Consider the following 16,498-nt stretch of genomic DNA (forward strand, 5'->3'; position numbering starts at 1 on the left):
CAATGTTTGTATTCGGGAGTGGGAAATGAAGCCTTTTTTGCGCTGGTGTTTTGTTGCGACAGCTTTGACGCTGGCAGGATGCAGCAACTCCAATTGGCGTAAGAACGAAGTTCTGGCAGTACCTTTGCAGCCCACACTGCAGCAGGAAGTGATTTTGGCGCGAATGGAACAAATTCTTGCCAGTCGCGCCCTGACCGATGATGAACGCGCACAGCTATTATATGAGCGTGGAGTGTTGTATGATAGCTTAGGTCTGAGAGCATTAGCGCGGAACGATTTCTCGCAAGCGCTGTCTATCAGACCGGATATGCCTGAGGTGTTTAACTATCTCGGCATATATTTAACGCAGGCAGGCAATTTTGATGCTGCCTATGAAGCGTTTGATTCTGTACTTGAGCTTGATCCAACTTACAACTATGCGCATTTAAACCGTGGTATCGCCCTCTATTACGGCGGTCGATACAAGTTAGCGCAAGATGATCTGCTGGCGTTTTATCAAGACGATCCTAATGATCCATTCCGCAGCCTGTGGCTCTACCTCGTTGAACGCGAGATGGATGTCGACAAAGCAAAAGTTTCGCTGAAACAGCGTTACGACAAAGCGGTCCGGGATCAATGGGGATGGAATATTGTCGAGTTCTACCTGGGCGACATCAGTGAAAAAACATTGATGGAACGTCTCAAGGCGGACGCAACGGATAACACCTCGCTCGCTGAACATCTCAGTGAAACCAACTTCTATTTAGGTAAGTACTACCTAAGTCTGGGGGAGAAGGACGACGCGAAAGCGTTGTTCAAACTGGCGGTGGCCAACAACGTTAACAACTTTGTTGAACACCGATACGCATTGTTGGAACTGGCGCAACTCGGCCAGGCACAAGACGATTTATCAGAATCTGACCAGCAATAGCTGACGAACTTTTATTGCCTGAATTACCCGTTAAGTCATCATCTTCCGGGATGAGGGCTTTTCTGTTCGTCGAAACTTCTAATTTGAGCCGGTTCACACTTTTCGATGAAAATGACTGAAAATTTTCATGACGAGTTATGTAGACTGGCCGCCGCAATCTAAGAGGCACGTGTACTACATGACTGATATTCAAACCACTTTTGCTGATCTGGGCCTGAACGAATCCATCCTGTCTGCTCTTAACGACATGGGATACGTCAAGCCGTCACCGATCCAGGCTGAGTGCATTCCGCACCTGCTGGCTGGCCGTGACGTGCTGGGTATGGCACAGACCGGTAGTGGCAAAACTGCAGCATTCTCTCTGCCGCTGTTGAATAACATTGATCCAAATTTGAAAGCACCGCAGATTCTGGTGCTGGCACCGACCCGTGAGCTGGCGGTGCAGGTTGCTGAAGCAGCAACTGAATTCTCCAAACACATGCGTGGCGTAAACGTGTTGGCCCTGTACGGCGGCCAGCGTTATGACGTACAGCTGCGTGCACTGCGTCAGGGCCCGCAAATTGTCGTGGGCACCCCGGGTCGTCTGCTTGACCACCTGAAACGCGGTACGCTTGATCTGTCCAACCTGCGTGGTCTGGTACTGGACGAAGCTGACGAAATGCTGCGTATGGGCTTTATTGAAGACGTTGAAACCATCATGGCGCAGATCCCGGAAGGTCATCAGACCGCTCTGTTCTCTGCCACCATGCCGGAAGCGATTCGTCGTATCACCAAGCGTTTCATGAAAGATCCGCAGGAAGTGCGCATCCAGTCAAGCGTGACTACCCGCCCGGACATCTCTCAGTCTTACTGGACCGCTTATGGCCGTAAAACTGACGCGCTGGTGCGTTTCCTCGAAGCAGAAGACTTCGATGCTGCGATCATCTTCGTGCGTACCAAAAACGCAACGCTGGAAGTGGCTGAAGCGCTGGAGCGCAGTGGTTACAACAGCGCAGCACTGAACGGCGACATGAACCAGGCACTGCGTGAGCAGACGCTGGAGCGTCTGAAAGATGGTCGTCTCGACATCCTGATCGCAACCGACGTTGCTGCCCGTGGTCTGGACGTTGAGCGTATCAGCCTGGTTGTTAACTATGACATCCCGATGGACGCAGAATCTTACGTTCACCGTATCGGCCGTACCGGTCGTGCAGGCCGTGCAGGTCGTGCGCTGCTGTTCGTTGAGAACCGCGAGCGTCGTCTGCTGCGTAACATCGAACGCACCATGAAGCTGACCATTCCGGAAGTTGAACTGCCGAATGCTGAGTTGCTGGGTGAGCGTCGTCTGGCTAAATTCGCGGCGAAAGTTCAGCAGCAGCTGGAAAGCAGCGATCTGGAAATGTACCGTGCTCTGCTGAGCAAAATGCAGCCGGAAGAAGATCTGGATATCGAAACCCTGGCTGCGGCACTGCTGAAAATGGCCCAGGGCGAACGTCCTCTGATCGTACCTGCTGATGCACCGCGTCCGCCGCGTCGTGAATTCCGTGATCGTGATGATCGTCGTGATTCCCGCGACTCTCGCGATTCTCGTGGTCCGCGTGACAGCCGTGATGGCGACCGTCCGCGTCGCGAGCGTCGTGATGTGGGCGAAATGCAGCTGTACCGCATTGAAGTGGGCCGTGATGATGGTGTTGAAGTTCGTCATATCGTGGGCGCGATCGCTAACGAAGGCGACATCAGCAGCCGTTACATCGGTAACATCAAGCTGTTTGCTTCTCACTCTACTATCGAGCTGCCGAAAGGCATGCCGGGCGAAGTTCTGCAACACTTCACCCGCACGCGTATTCTGAACAAACCGATGAATATGCAGTTGCTGGGCGACGCACAGCCGTTTGAGCGCGGTGAGCGCAGCGAACGTCGTGGCGGTGGTCGTGACTTCGGTGGTGAGCGTCGTGGTGGTAACCGTGAAGGTGGCGCACCGCGTGGTGAAGGTCGTGAAGGCGGTCGTCGTTTCTCTGAACGTCGTGAAGGTGGTCGTGAAGGTGGCCGTTTCAGCCGTGAAGGTAACCGTGGCCCGCGTCGCGAAGAAGCGGGTGCAGCAGCACCGCGTCGTCGTGATATCTAAGCGATAAACGCTGAATAACAAAATGGGACGCCTCGGCGTCCCATTTTTTTTCTTATTTCCTACACGCCGCCAGCAATCAGCAGCCGTTCGCCGCTGACATAGGCAGACTCCTCCGATGCGAGGAACAGCGCGACCTGCGCCACATCCTCCGGTAAGCCAAAGCGTCCCAGCGGTGTTGCTGCAATTAACTGTGCTTTCAGTTCCGGGTGCATCTTCTTCGCCGCCAGTAAACCTTCGGTCAGGATAATGCCTGGGGCCAGGGCATTGACGCGGATATTACGCGGCCCAAGTTCTCGTGCCAGACCCTGTGTCAGGGTATCGATCGCGCCTTTGGTGGCGGCCCACAGCACTGAACCGGGCGTGCTGCGCTGGCTATTCAACGCACTCAGGTTGATGATGCAACCGCCGCGTGACGGAAAATGCTGTGCTGCTCGCTGGCAAACCAGAAGTGTGCCGAACAGGTTTACATTCAGCTGTTGCTGCATCTCAACGACACTCAGCGCGGTGAAATCACCATGATGAAAAATGCCTGCGTTGTTCACCACAATGTCCGGTGCGCCGAATTGATCAATGGCGGTAGCAAAGAGCCGTGCAACATCAGCTTCACGCGAGACATCAGCCTGCACGGCGATGGCATCGCTACCCAGAGCACGGATATCCGTCACCACGTCAGCTGCGCCGACTTCATCCTGACGATAATTCACTACCACCCGGGCGCCGGCCGCCGCGAAAGTCATGGCAATGGCGGCACCAATGCCTTTCGAAGCGCCCGTCACCAGCGCAATTTTGCCTTCAAGTGCTTTCATTGTGTCTCTCCACCTGAGGTTTCGGGGAAGCATAAGAATGCGCTGTCCATACAATCTACCGGTAGCGCAATCCTGCAAGCTTTTTGCACGATCCTGCAAATCTCCATCCCAGGGAGCAGGCTTAACAACCACGCCAGGTTAGAATAGCGACTTAACGATCTTTCATCGCGGAGCGCCCAACGCATGATTCATCAGGAACAGTGGCAGCAACTGGTTGCCATGATAGCCCGCCACGCACCGGCTGATGGCCGTCACCACAGCGCAATCGATTTTCTCTCTTTTGGCCGCAGTTCCAGACCCACCAGCCTGACGCATGTTGCCACCTGGGCCAGCTTTGCGCTGGTCGCGCAGGGACAGAAAGCGCTGCGCATGGGAGAGGATGTGATGCATTACGGGGCGGGCGATTTGCTGTTGGTGACGCTGGATATGGCCGTGCAATCCTGCGTGGTGATGGCGACGGAGGAGAAACCCAATCTGGGGGTGGGCATAACCATCAATGAGGCACGTCTGATGCGTTATCTGGAGCACTTTCCGTTGCATCAGGTAGCCGCCGCCACCACTAATGAGCGTGGCATTACGGTGCATAAAGTGGCCCCGCCGTTAGTGGATGCGGTCATTCGCCTGATTGAACTGCTGGATCAGCCACAGGACATCGCGGCGCTGGCACCGTTAATTGAGCAGGAAATTTTTTATCGTCTGCTGACCGGGCCGGAAGGGCCGCGCATTCTGAATATGGCACTGGCAGAACGTCCGGGTAACAAAGTGGCGCGCGCTGCGCGTTGGTTGCGGGAAAACTTTCATCAGCCGTTAAAGATGGATCAGCTGGCAAGCAACGTAGGCATGAGCATTTCGTCACTGCACCATCACTTCAAATCGGTCACTGCCATGACGCCAATGCAGTATCAAAAACAGCTACGTCTGAATGAAGCGCGACGTCTGATGTTGATGGAAAAACTGGATGCCGGAACGGCGGGCTATCGGGTGGGATATCAAAGCGCTTCACAGTTCAGCCGTGAATACAGCCGATTCTATGGCCAGTCTCCTGGACGGGATATCCGTCAGATGGCGGTGGGCCAGGAAGCGTACCCACCGCAATAACCGTTACAGCGAGCGGGCAGCTTCCATCGCGATAGCGAAGGAGCTGAGGCGCGCCTGTGGATCGAAAATCTGGCCATTCACCATGATTTCATCCGCCTGAGTTTCGCGCACCAGCGCCGCGAGACCGTGGCGAACTTTATCGCTATCTCCGACGATCGACATGCTGAGTGCTTGCTGCACGCCGTACTGCTCTGACGGCGACCATAAGTTGTCCATATTCTCCACTGGCGCAGGGAGTGGACCCGGTTTACCGCGACGCAGATTGATAAATTGCTGCTGCATTGAGGTAAACAGGAAGCGCGCATTACGTTCGCTATCGGCGGCCACCACATTGACGCACACCATTGCGTAAGGTTTTTCCAGACGCGCTGAAGGCTGGAACTTCTCACGGTACAGGTGCAATGCCTGGAGCAGCAGATCCGGGGCAAAATGCGAGGCAAAGGCAAATGGCAAGCCAAGCTGTGCGGCCAACTGGGCGCTGTAAAGACTGGAACCCAGCAGCCACACCGGAATTTTTGAGCACAGGCCGGGCACCGGTTGAACCGGTGGACATTCACCCACCTCAGCATCAAACCAGTTCAGCAGCTCAACGACATCATCGGGGAAGCTGTCGGCCTGTGCGCTCGACAGATGGCGACGCAGCGCCAGCATAGTACGCTGGTCGGAACCCGGCGCACGGCCCAGCCCTAAATCGATACGTCCCGGATAGAGCGCCTCCAGGGTGCCAAATTGTTCGGCGATCACCAACGGTGAATGGTTCGGCAGCATAATGCCGCCGGAGCCGAGACGCAGGGTTTCGGTGTTGGCAGCCAGATAACCAATCAATACGGAGGTTGCCGCGCTGGCAATGCCGGTCATATTGTGGTGCTCTGCCAACCAGTAGCGATGAAAGCCAAGGGCTTCAGCCTGACGGGCCAATGCCAGCGAATTCTGGAACGCATCGCGGGGCGTTGAACCCTGTGGAATAGGAGCCAGATCCAGCACGGACAGGCGAACTGTTTTTTTCTCAGACATGGGCACTCCAAATAAGTATGGCGCAGGTGTTCATCAAACCTGCGCCATCCAGTATTACGCATCAGTACCCATATTAAAACTGCTAATAACCGCAGGAATATAGCCGGAACGTGCCTTTCAGCGGCCTGTCGTATCCAGCGCCATCCCGGCCAGGCGTCGCCAGTAACCGTTGCTGTCGCTGCCGCGCGCCACCATTAAGGGCGCTTCACCGGCTTCGTTGGCGCGGAAGCGATCCACATCTTCCAGTGTGCTTTCATCCTGCGGCGATAAACGCACGATATCGACCCAGTTATGCATACCGGCCAGATCATTGCCAAGGTTGTAGCAGTAGCCGCTCATGGTCTGGATACCGTTGAGCACGAACACCTGCTGGCCTTCCTGGGATAGCACGCGTCGGCCATTGGGATAATCAATGCAGCAGGTCTGGCAATCATCTTTGGCACGATTTTCCGAGCGGGCGGTAAAGCAGCGTGCGGATAACGCCAGTGGCAGATGGCCGTAACCCAGCACCTCTACCTCAAAACGATCACGTACGCCTGCCGCATCGCACTGTTGCAACAGCTGGATCAGCCAGTCGCGTGACATCTCGACCGGCATGCACCAGCGCGTCATTCCTTCCTGCAACAGCAGCTGAAGCGTTTGCGCGTTGTAGACGTTGAGCGTTGGGCCAGCGACAAATGGCAACTGGCGTTCAGCCGCCATATTCACGGTGCCGATATCGTTGGCTTCAATCAGAAACTCGCCGTTTTCCACATAGCGCCGCAGCTCCTTGAGTTCTGAAGGCGATTGCAGCAGCGCCAGCGTGCTGATCACCACCTGCTTACCGTGCTGCGCCAGCGCCCGGCCCATCTCCATCCATTGCGCGAACGGCGTAGCGCGGCGTTTGCTGCATACCGCTTCCCCCAGATAAACGATTTCCGCGCTGGATTGCGCGGCACGTTGATAAAAATTTTCCAGTTTGTCGCTGGGCCAGTACCACAGCACCGGTCCGATTGCGTATTTCATGCTGACTCCTTACTGCCAGTCGCGATGGTAAGCGCCGAGCGTGGTCTGGCTACCTTCAGAAAGTTCTCCCAACGCCTGCATCCACGGGGTCTGCACGGCAAACTGTTCCGGTGCGGCGATACATCGATCAATCGCCTGGCGCCACACTTTCGCCACTTGCGCCACGTAGGCCGGGCTGCGCTGGCGTCCTTCGATCTTCACGGATGCCACACCGGCCCGCAGCAAGTCCGGCAACAGCGACAGAGTGTTCAGGCTGGTCGGTTCTTCCAGGACGTGATAACGCTGGTCATCGACTTCATAGCGCCCTTTACACAGGGTGGGATAACCGGCGCTTTCATCGGGGCCGTAACGGTCAATCAATACTTCATTCAGGCGTGACTCCATGCCATTTGGCGTCTGCTGCCAGCGCACGAATTTGGCGGGTGAGCAGGCTCCGGCGCTGTTGGGCGATTCACCCGTCAGCCATGAGGAGAGATAACAACGACCTTCGGCCATGATGCACAGGCTGCCAAAAGCGAACACCTCCAGCGGGACAGGTGTTTCACGCGCCAGCTGTTTCACCTGATGTAGCGACAGTACGCGCGGCAGCACCACGCGGTGCAACTGAAAATGGCGATGATAAAAACGGATCGCTTCCAGATTGGTGGCCGAAGCCTGTACCGACAGATGGCGTTCAACCTGTGGATAGTGCTTCGCCGCATATTCCAGCGTGGCGATATCCGCGAGGATCAGCGCATCCGCACCATTCTGGGCAGCGATATCAATCGCTTGCTGCCAGCGATTCATGCCATCGGGATGGGCAAACGTGTTAATCGCCACATGCAGTTTGCGCCGATGCTGGTGCAGATAGCGCGCGGCTTCGGCCAGTTTTTTATCGGTAAAATTAAGGCCAGCAAAGTGGCGGGCATTGGTATCGTCTTTCAGGCCGACATAAACGGCGTCGGCGCCATGCTCCACCGCCGATTTCAGCGCAGGCAGATTCCCCGCCGGGCACAGCAGTTCCATACTTTTTCCTCCCCCAGGTTCTGGACGGCGTTGAGTGTAGGTAAGCCCTCGCCGCAGAATGTTGATTTAAGGCAGTGAAACGGCCAATGGTGATGCAGAGTGAAGATTTTTCACACAACCAGACTGCGAATTCCTTGATCTCAGTGGATGCGAAGCCAAACGGATGTGGCAGAATAGGTAAAATTTTCTAAAGGGAGTGCAGATGGTGTTTACTCGCTTACGCGGCCTGATTGTTGAAAAAGGCCCAAAATTCCTCGGGTTACCGGTTTCATTGACCCCTTTTGCGCTGAAAAAAGCCGTTTTGCAACAACTCCTAAACTGGCAATTTCGCCATGCTTTGGCTGAAGGTGAGTTAGACTTTCTGGAAGGACGTTCCCTGGGGATTGAAATCAGCGACATCAATTTGCGCTGGATGACGACCTTGCAGGATGGGCGTCTGACCGTTTCACACGATACAGAGGCTGATGTCTGGTTTCGTGGTGAAGCTAACGATCTGTTGCTGGTGGCAGCACGCAAAGCAGACCCCGATATGTTGTTCTTTCAACGCCGCCTGGTGATTGAAGGCGACACGGAGCTGGGACTGGAGGTGAAAAACCTGATGGATGCCATTGAACTGGATGCCATGCCCACGCCGTTGCGCACGGGGTTGCAACAGCTGGCTGCCTTTGTTGAGGCAGGACTGAAACAGGACGCGAAGGCCAGTGAGTCGCGCGCGAGGATCTCATGTTAATTCGTACTGAAATTGGTGTTGATGCAGCCAGCATCGACAGCCTGTTAAAGCGCTGTTTTGCCAGCGCCGCCGAAGCGGAACTGGTACAACAGTTACGTGAAGATGGTTTGCTGACCCTCGGCGTGGTGGCGACTGATGATGAAGGCCAGGTATTGGGTTATGCCGCTTTCAGCCCGGTAACCTTGCAGGGTGAGGATCGCGGCTGGGTGGCGTTGGCACCGCTGGCGGTGGACGAGACGGTACGTAAACAGGGTATCGGTAAACAGCTGGTGTACGAGGGATTAGACGCGCTGAACGAATTTGGTTACAGCGCGGTGGTGGTGTTGGGTGACCCGGCTTACTACAATGCCTTCGGTTTTGAACCGGCAGCGCGTCATGGTTTGCATTGCCGCTGGACCGGTTCAGAAGCGGCGTTTCAGGTGTACAAACTGGCCGACGATGCGTTCGTCGGGGCAGAAGGGCAGATCGATTTTGCCGAGCCTTTCAATCGCTTTGCGTAAACCAGTTCGTCAGGTTGAGCGGTTGTTGCGCTACCAGTTGTAACTTTTGCGCCCGGCTTAACTGTTTAACCTGATACTCCAGTCGTGATGCGGCGGCGCGATCCCCGGCATCACAGTGAAATACCAGCGTCAGCGGGCCTTTGCCGCGCAGTGATCGTGCTCCACGCCCTTGCTGATGCTGTTGTAAACGCCGGTTAACATCCGTTGTGATGCCGGTGTAAAGCATGCCTGCGGCGGTTTGCAGCATATAAAGCTGCCAGCCCTGCTCCATATGACTAACCTCGGAAAAATTGCTGGCAGGCAGTGTAGCGCGCATCCGGCGTTGCCGCTATTGGTCAGCACAGGCCTCTGGCCTGCAAGGGAGCTCGATTGTGTCCGACCATTCCCATCTGATTCGCTACCTGAAGAAACAGCATGCGCTGTCGCTGTGCGCGACAGACGGTGACGATCTCTGGTGCGCCAACTGTTTTTATGTTTTTGATGAATCCCGCATGGTGTTCTGGCTGATGACCGAGCCAGATACCCGTCATGGTCAACTGATGTTGGCTAATCCGCGCGTGGCGGGCACGGTTAACGGCCAGCCGAAAACCGTGTTGCTGATTAAGGGTGTGCAGTATCGCGGCCATATTCAGCGCTTAAGGGATGAAGCCGAGCAACAGGCGCGTCATGCCTACCAGAAACGTTTCCCCATTTCGCGAGCCGTCACAGCGCCACTGTGGGAAATTGTGCTGGAAGAGGTGAAGATGACGGATAACGCGTTGGGGTTTGGCAAAAAAATTGTCTGGCAGCGCGCGGATTAAGCGTTCTGCTACCCTCTATCCGTAGCGGCGCGATTTATCGCGCAATTTCGTGCGCGATTTATCGCACAATTTCGTGCGCGATGGATGATAAAACCGCGCGATAAATCGCGCCGCCGCGGGTTAATCCGTCGTGCCTCCGGTACGGCATTCGTTATTCAGTCTGAATACGGAATCCTGTCATGACTCAACTCACTTCAACTGCTGCGGCAACGCGTTTTGTCTGGTGGAAACCGCTGCTATTTCTGCTGGTGGTGATTGTTGGCCTCTGGTACGTCAAATGGCAACCCTACTACGGCAAAGCATTCACGGCGGCAGAGACTCATTCGATCGGTAAATCGATTTTAGCCAACGCGGATGCGTCACCCTGGCGTGCCGCGCTGGATTACGCGATGGTCTATTTTCTGGCGGTGTGGAAAGCGGCGGTACTCGGCGTACTGCTCGGATCGCTGGTACAGGTGTTGATCCCCCGTAGCTGGCTGTTGCGTCTGATGGGCAAGAACCGTTTTGGTTCCGCATTGATTGGCACCGGGCTTGGGCTACCAGGCATGATGTGTACGTGCTGTGCCGCACCGGTTGCGTCGGGTTTGCGGCAGTCGCAGGTTTCCAGCGGCGCGGCGATGGCATTCTGGCTGGCGAATCCGGTACTGAATCCAGCCACCCTGATTTTTATGGGTTTTGTCCTGGGCTGGCAGTTCGCGGCCATCCGTCTGGTGGCGGGGATCATCATGGTGCTGGGCATTGCCTGGCTGGTGCAACGTAGCGTGCCGCAGAAAGTCGGTGCACTTGAGGCCAGGGCATCGGCTCCCCCGGAAGACCCCTTTCTCCAGCGCTGGTGGCGGGTGCTGTGGCGGCTGTTCTGGAACACCATCCCGTTGTATGTGGCGGCGGTGCTGCTGCTTGGCGCTGCCCGCGTCTGGCTGTTCCCGCATGCGGATGGGGCCGTGGGTAACACGTTGTTCTGGGTAGTGGTGATGGCAGTGGCGGGATGTCTGTTTGTCATCCCGACTGCGGCAGAGATCCCGATTGTCCAGACCATGATGCTGGCCGGGATGGGCATCGCGCCCGCGCTGGCATTGCTGCTGACATTGCCAGCGGTCAGCGTCCCCTCATTACTGATGCTGCACCGGGCATTCCCGGCCCGCGCGTTGTGGATAGCCTTGCTGGGCGTCGCTTGCAGCGGAATGCTGGTCGGTGTGCTCGCCCTGTGGCTGGCGTAGATACCAGATTTTCTGATTGCGGCTGCCGCGCCATAGCAGCCGCGCATCTTTCTCCGCTTCGATAAATCGCCCATCGATTAACACGTCGATTTCGGCGATCACTTCCCGCTGCGCGGCGTTCAGTTCCGCTAACTGGTAGCCGGTCCACAGCCAGATATCCTTATCAGGGCATTCACGCCGCACCCGTTTCACCAGGCGGCGGATATGTGGCACGTTATGGGGATGCAGCGGATCGCCGCCGCTGAGCGACAATCCCTGACGCGGAATGCGCCGATCTTTGAGATCGGCGATCAGCTGTTCTTCCATCGCCAGCGTGAAAGGCACGCCGGAGTCCAGTCGCCAGGTACTTTGGTTGTAGCAGCCGCGACATTGGTGTTCGCAACCGGCGACAAACAACGTGCAGCGTGTGCCCGGACCGTTAACAATATCGACGTCATAATAGCGATGGATATGCATCATCCCAGTTGTCCCGTATCCAGATGTTTCACGCGGCGCTGCACCTCTTCCTGTTTACCGGCGTTAAACGGACGTGCATCCGGGCTACCGAGATAGCCGCACACGCGCCGTGTCACCGACACCCGCGCCGGATCATGATTGCCGCAGCAAGGGCAGGTAAAGCCTTTGCTGGTGCAACTGAATTCGCCGCTGAAGCCGCATTCGTAGCACTCATCAATGGGCGTGTTGGTGCCGTAGTAGGGCACGCGGTCGTAGCTATAGTCCCAGACATCTTCCAGCGCCTTGAGGTTATGCTGGATATTGGGATATTCGCCGTAACAGATAAAACCGCCGTTGGCGATCGGTGGGTAAGGCGCTTCAAAGTCGATTTTGTCGTACGGATTAACCTTCTTCTCGACATCGAGATGGAAGCTGTTGGTGTAATAACCTTTGTCGGTGACGCCCGGCACCACGCCAAACTCGGCGGCATCAAGGCGGCAAAAGCGGTCACACAGGTTTTCGCTTGGCGTGCTGTAGAGGCTAAAGCCATAGCCGGTTTCCGCTTTCCATGCATCCACGGCTTGACGCAGATGGGCGACAATCGCCACCCCTTTGGCGCGCAGATAATCGGCATCATACGGATGCACTTCGTTACCGCTCAACGCATTGAGGGTTTCATGCAGGCCGATATAGCCAAGGGAGATGGAGGCACGGCCATTGCGGAAAATCGGCCCGATATCGTCATCGGCCTTCAGGCGTACGCCACAGGCACCTTCCATATACAGAATCGGCGCGACGCGGGCCTTGGTTTTTTCCAGCCGCGCGATACGGGTCATCAACGCACGTTTCGCCAGTGCCAGGCGTTCATCCAGCAGCGACCAGAAACGTGCCTCATCACCCTGGGCTTCCAGCGCAATGCGTGGCAGGTTGAGACTGATCACGCCCAGGTTGTTGCGTCCTTCGTGGATCTGCTCACCATGCTCTTCATACACGCCGAGGAAGCTGCGACAACCCATTGGCGTCTTGAACGAACCCGTGACTTTCACCACCTGGTCATAATTGAGGATATCGGGATACATCCGCTTGCTGGCACACTCCAGCGCCAGTTGTTTGATGTCGTAATTGACGTCACCCGCACGGCGGTTAACCCCTTCACGGATGGCAAATACCAGCTTCGGAAATACCGCGGTTTTGTGGTTTTTGCCCAGCCCGGCAATACGGTTGCGCAGGATCGATTGTTGGATCAAACGTGCCGCCCAGTCAGTGCCGAGGCCAAAACCAAAGGTGACAAAGGGGGTTTGGCCGTTGGCGGTATGCAGCGTATTGACCTCATACTCCAGCGACTGGAAGGCGTCGTAACACTCTTTTTCGGTACGCGCGCGGGCATACGCCTCGGCATCGGCAATCTGCCATTCAAGGGCGACAGCACGATGTTTTTCCAGGCTCAGGGTGACAAAGGGGGCCAGCACTTCATCGATACGGTTAATGGTGGTGCCGCCGTAAATGTGGCTGGCGACCTGGGCGATGATCTGCGCGGTGACGGCGGTGGCGGTGGCGATCGATTTGGGTGGCTCGATCTCAGCGTTACCCATTTTGAAGCCGTTGGTTAGCATGCCGTGCAGATCAATCAACATGCAGTTAAACATCGGGAAGAAGGGCGAATAATCGAGATCGTGGTAGTGGATCTCACCGCGTTCGTGCGCCAGCACCACGTCGCGTGGCAGGATCTGTTGTTGCGCATAATGTTTGGCGACGATCCCTGCCAGCAAATCACGCTGGGTGGGGATCACCTTGCTATCTTTGTTGGCGTTCTCGTTCAACAGCGCGGCGTTGGTTTGTTCAACCAGGCCACGAATAGCGTGATGTAGTTTCCCGCGCTGTTCACGCGCCAGGTCACGGTCGTGACGATATTCAATATAGGCGCGTGCCAGCTGCGGCCACGGACCGCTCATCAGCGTCTCTTCGACCGCGCATTGGATATCGCGGATATCCACCTCGTGGCGTGCAGCCAGTTGCTGTTCCACTTCTGCCGCAACCTGGGCGCACCAGGCCGCATCGTTCACCTGTACCGCACTGGCCGCAGCCTGTACGGCGCAGGCAATGCGCTGGGCATCGAACGGCACTTTGCAGCCGTCACGCTTAATCACTACCGTTGCCATTTACTCTCCGTGAAACTACATGTTGTGATTTTTACGAAGTGTAATCGCTATATATGGTGTTTGCCTGAGAATTAATTGCAGGGTTTTTGATATGGCGCAAAGAAGCAATAAGGAAGTTTGAAAGGCGCGCAATCAGCAACGCTGACTAAACTGAAAAAGTTTTAACCCGCCCATAGTTCCGCTTTCTGCAACTTGATGTGCGACGCGAAACAGGTTTAATGAGCCTTTTGCCCGCTTTGGTCCGACAATCGTTAACAAGGATGCCCTTCATGCCTCTGCAACGCACGCTGCTTGCCTGTTGTTTATCCGTGAGTTTTTCCGCTTTCGCCACCCCGGCGGGTGATCTGCCGCTGATGCCCTGGCCGCAACAGGTTGAGCTGCCTCGGAGCGGCGGTGCCTATCAACTAACGCCACAGCTGACGCTACACATATCGGGGGACCATCTGGAGGGGGCGGAGACGCGCTGGCTCAGACGTATTGCGCGACAAACTGGCTGGCCGTTGTTGCCAACGGACGCATCGGATGAAAAGGCGACTATCCGGGTGCAAATCAAAGAGGCGGTTGACCCATTACCGCAACCGGACAGCGATGAAAGCTATCAGCTGGAGGTGAACAGCGATGGTGTCTTGCTCGAGGCGCAGACACGCTTCGGTGCCATGCGTGGTATGGAGACTCTGCTGCAACTGATTGAGAATAGCGAAAGCGGCACGGTCATCCCGTATGTCACCATCAATGACCAACCGCGCTTTGCCTGGCGCGGTTTGCTGATCGACTCCGCACGTCATTTTATGCCGGTGGAGACCATCAAACGTCAGATTGATGGCATCGCGGCAGCCCGTATGAATGTTTTTCACTGGCACCTGACCGACGATCAGGGCTGGCGTTTTGCCTCCAGTCATTATCCGCAGTTGCAGGATAAAGCCAGTGATGGTCGCTACTACACCCAGCAGCAGATGCGCGATGTGGTGCAATATGCCACGCAGCGTGGCATCCGCGTTGTCCCGGAAATTGATCTACCCGGCCATGCTTCGGCCATCGCCGTGGCGATGCCAGAGCTGATCAGCGCACCGGGACCGTACTCAATGGAGCGAGGCTGGGGGGTATTTAAGCCGCTGCTCGATCCGAGCAATGAACAGGTTTTTGCCTTTATCGATACGCTGGTGGGGGAAGTGGCAGCGATCTTCCCGGATCCGTACCTGCATATTGGCGGTGATGAGGTTGATCCTGCGCAGTGGAATGACTCGCCTAAAATTCAACAGTTTATGCGCGATCACGGGTTAAAGGATGCCCATGCGTTGCAGGCCTGGTTTAATCAGCGGGTGGAAAAGATTCTTGAAGCGCATCAACGTCGCATGGTGGGCTGGGACGAAATCTATCATCCCGATCTGCCGCGCAGCATTCTGATCCAGTCGTGGCAGGGGCAGGATGCCTTAGGTGAGGTGGTGAAAAACGACTATCGCGGCATCCTTTCAACCGGCTTCTACCTTGATCAACCACAACCTGCGGCTTACCACTATCGTAATGAGCCTTTCCCGCAGGGGCTGAACCGCGAGGATCAGGTGCAGGCGGATGAGCAGGCACAGAGTTGGGCATTCACCCTGCCACGTCTGAAAGGCAGCGCGGTGCAGGGCAGTTTCACCCTGATTGAGGGAAAAGAGGGGTGGCGCGGTTTTATTGACTTTAACGGCAAAGCGCGGCGCCTGGTGCAGCAGGTTGACTGGTTGTCATCCAGCCAGGTCACGTTCCGGGTGGATACCTGGATGGGGGAAGTGCAGCCGGTGGTGACGTTGACGGACAATAAACTGACCGGATATATGCTGGTGGGCAATGTCCGTTATCCCACCGAGGGGGGCCGTCTGGCACAAGTACCCAGTGGGATTGCCCCTTCGTTGCCCAGCCCGCAGCAGTTAAGCGAAAACCTGAAAGGGGGTGAAGCGGCGCTGTGGGCGGAAAACGTCAATAGCCAGATTATTGACACCAAACTGTGGCCACGAACCTTTGTGGTGGCGGAACGCCTGTGGTCTGCTGCCGATGTGAATGACAGCGATAATATGTATCAGCGGTTGAGCGCCATCGATCGCTGGGGTGCCATATCCGTTGGTCTGCAACAACATCAGCAGGCGGAGGTACAGATGATGCGACTGGCGAACAGCACCGATATTACCCCACTGCGCGTGCTGAGTGAGGTGCTGGAACCGGCACAATATTACACGCGGCAGCATCTGAAATTCCAGGCAGGCCACTATAACTATTTCGAGCCGCTTAACCGTCTGGCCGATATTCTGCCCGCCGAGAGCGAAGCGGTGCGTTTGCTGGACAAGCCGGTGGATGCCTTGATCGCTAATCGGGGCAACCGGCAGGCCGCTAATGTGATTCGCCAGCAATTGCAACGCTGGCTAAGTAACAGCGACCGGGTGCTGCCGCTGACGCTGCATAACTATCAACTGCATGCACTGCAACCGCAGGCACAGCAGGTGGCAATTCTCTGCCGCATGGGGCTGGATTTGGTCGCGACGCTGGAGCGTAATCAGGCGTATGGCGCGGGAGAAGTGGCGCAGATGCAAGAGAAACTGGATGACGCTGCCGAGGTGCAGGATGAGACGGTGCTGGCGTTAGTACGACCGCTGGAGAAACTGCTGCGTTCTGTCAAATAACCCAGGATGTAGCGGCGCGATTTATCGCGCGATTTCGTGCGCTATGCGGGAAAAATCCGCG

General features: G+C 56.1%; 15 protein-coding genes and 1 pseudogene. 9 read left to right on the plus strand and 7 right to left on the minus strand.

What is annotated here, in order from left to right:
* The first annotated feature begins 25 nt into the window (after positions 1–25).
* The 3 genes from nlpI (at position 26) to L579_RS18740 (ending at position 3,014) form a co-directional block, all read left to right on the plus strand.
* Positions 26–910, plus strand: coding sequence for a lipoprotein NlpI (gene nlpI / locus L579_RS18735; RefSeq protein WP_021185746.1), 885 nt, complete (start codon positions 26–28; stop codon positions 908–910).
* Positions 911–1,015: 105 nt separating this feature from the next.
* Positions 1,016–1,072, plus strand: coding sequence for a protein YrbN (gene yrbN, locus L579_RS24355; RefSeq protein ID WP_100229640.1), 57 nt, complete (start codon positions 1,016–1,018; stop codon positions 1,070–1,072).
* Between the two features lie 16 nt (positions 1,073–1,088).
* Positions 1,089–3,014: a DEAD/DEAH family ATP-dependent RNA helicase gene (locus L579_RS18740; protein ID WP_021185747.1), complete on the plus strand. Its 1,926-nt coding sequence runs from the start codon at positions 1,089–1,091 to the stop codon at positions 3,012–3,014.
* A gap of 59 nt (positions 3,015–3,073) precedes the next feature.
* Here L579_RS18740 and L579_RS18745 read toward each other — a convergent pair whose 3' ends face one another.
* The gene (locus L579_RS18745; protein ID WP_021185748.1) at positions 3,074–3,820 is read right to left on the minus strand and encodes an SDR family NAD(P)-dependent oxidoreductase; all 747 of its coding nucleotides are present in this window, start codon (positions 3,818–3,820) and stop codon (positions 3,074–3,076) included.
* A 183-nt stretch (positions 3,821–4,003) separates the two neighbouring features.
* Between L579_RS18745 and L579_RS18750 the strand changes: the two genes are divergently transcribed.
* The gene (locus L579_RS18750) at positions 4,004–4,918 is read left to right on the plus strand and encodes an AraC family transcriptional regulator (protein WP_021185749.1); all 915 of its coding nucleotides are present in this window, start codon (positions 4,004–4,006) and stop codon (positions 4,916–4,918) included.
* A 3-nt stretch (positions 4,919–4,921) separates the two neighbouring features.
* Here L579_RS18750 and L579_RS18755 read toward each other — a convergent pair whose 3' ends face one another.
* The 3 genes from L579_RS18755 to L579_RS18765 all read right to left on the minus strand — a co-directional run bounded on the left by L579_RS18755 (position 4,922) and on the right by L579_RS18765 (position 7,942).
* Entirely contained in the window at positions 4,922–5,932 is a 1,011-nt protein-coding gene (locus tag L579_RS18755; RefSeq protein ID WP_021185750.1) for a luciferase-like monooxygenase, read from the minus strand.
* A 117-nt stretch (positions 5,933–6,049) separates the two neighbouring features.
* The gene (locus L579_RS18760; protein WP_021185751.1) at positions 6,050–6,937 is read right to left on the minus strand and encodes a U32 family peptidase; all 888 of its coding nucleotides are present in this window, start codon (positions 6,935–6,937) and stop codon (positions 6,050–6,052) included.
* Positions 6,938–6,946: 9 nt separating this feature from the next.
* The gene (locus L579_RS18765) at positions 6,947–7,942 is read right to left on the minus strand and encodes a ubiquinone anaerobic biosynthesis protein UbiU (RefSeq protein ID WP_021185752.1); all 996 of its coding nucleotides are present in this window, start codon (positions 7,940–7,942) and stop codon (positions 6,947–6,949) included.
* A 202-nt stretch (positions 7,943–8,144) separates the two neighbouring features.
* Between L579_RS18765 and L579_RS18770 the strand changes: the two genes are divergently transcribed.
* The gene (locus tag L579_RS18770) at positions 8,145–8,672 is read left to right on the plus strand and encodes a ubiquinone anaerobic biosynthesis accessory factor UbiT (protein WP_021185753.1); all 528 of its coding nucleotides are present in this window, start codon (positions 8,145–8,147) and stop codon (positions 8,670–8,672) included.
* The gene (locus L579_RS18775; RefSeq protein ID WP_013507714.1) at positions 8,666–9,172 is read left to right on the plus strand and encodes a GNAT family N-acetyltransferase; all 507 of its coding nucleotides are present in this window, start codon (positions 8,666–8,668) and stop codon (positions 9,170–9,172) included. Before L579_RS18770 ends, L579_RS18775 begins: the two co-directional genes overlap by 7 nt.
* Here L579_RS18775 and L579_RS18780 read toward each other — a convergent pair.
* The gene (locus L579_RS18780) at positions 9,156–9,443 is read right to left on the minus strand and encodes a GIY-YIG nuclease family protein (protein WP_013507715.1); all 288 of its coding nucleotides are present in this window, start codon (positions 9,441–9,443) and stop codon (positions 9,156–9,158) included. The genes L579_RS18775 and L579_RS18780 overlap by 17 nt on opposite strands.
* A gap of 100 nt (positions 9,444–9,543) precedes the next feature.
* On the opposite strand from L579_RS18780, the gene L579_RS18785 reads away from it, so the two are divergent.
* Together L579_RS18785 and L579_RS18790 are read left to right on the plus strand one after the other, a co-directional pair.
* Complete coding sequence (locus L579_RS18785) at positions 9,544–9,972, plus strand: YhbP family protein (protein ID WP_021185754.1); 429 nt, start codon at positions 9,544–9,546, stop codon at positions 9,970–9,972.
* A 179-nt stretch (positions 9,973–10,151) separates the two neighbouring features.
* Complete coding sequence (locus tag L579_RS18790) at positions 10,152–11,189, plus strand: permease (protein WP_021185755.1); 1,038 nt, start codon at positions 10,152–10,154, stop codon at positions 11,187–11,189.
* Here the strand turns inward: L579_RS18790 and nrdG are convergent.
* Positions 11,184–11,648, minus strand: a pseudogene (gene nrdG, locus L579_RS18795) (anaerobic ribonucleoside-triphosphate reductase-activating protein); the annotation flags it as partial. The gene L579_RS18790 and the pseudogene nrdG overlap by 6 nt on opposite strands.
* A complete protein-coding gene (gene nrdD / locus L579_RS18800) occupies positions 11,645–13,783 on the minus strand; it encodes an anaerobic ribonucleoside-triphosphate reductase (RefSeq protein WP_021185756.1) in 2,139 nt (712 codons plus the stop codon). The pseudogene nrdG and the gene nrdD, both read right to left, overlap by 4 nt.
* 269 nt (positions 13,784–14,052) lie before the next feature.
* Between nrdD and L579_RS18805 the strand changes: the two genes are divergently transcribed.
* Positions 14,053–16,437 carry a beta-N-acetylhexosaminidase gene (locus L579_RS18805; protein WP_021185757.1) on the plus strand — a complete coding sequence of 795 codons (2,385 nt, stop codon included), beginning with the start codon at positions 14,053–14,055 and terminating at the stop codon, positions 16,435–16,437.
* Positions 16,438–16,498: the final 61 nt, after the last annotated feature.

The sequence above is a fragment of the Pantoea sp. AS-PWVM4 genome (assembly GCF_000468095.1).
Lineage (GTDB): Bacteria > Pseudomonadota > Gammaproteobacteria > Enterobacterales > Enterobacteriaceae > Pantoea > Pantoea phytobeneficialis.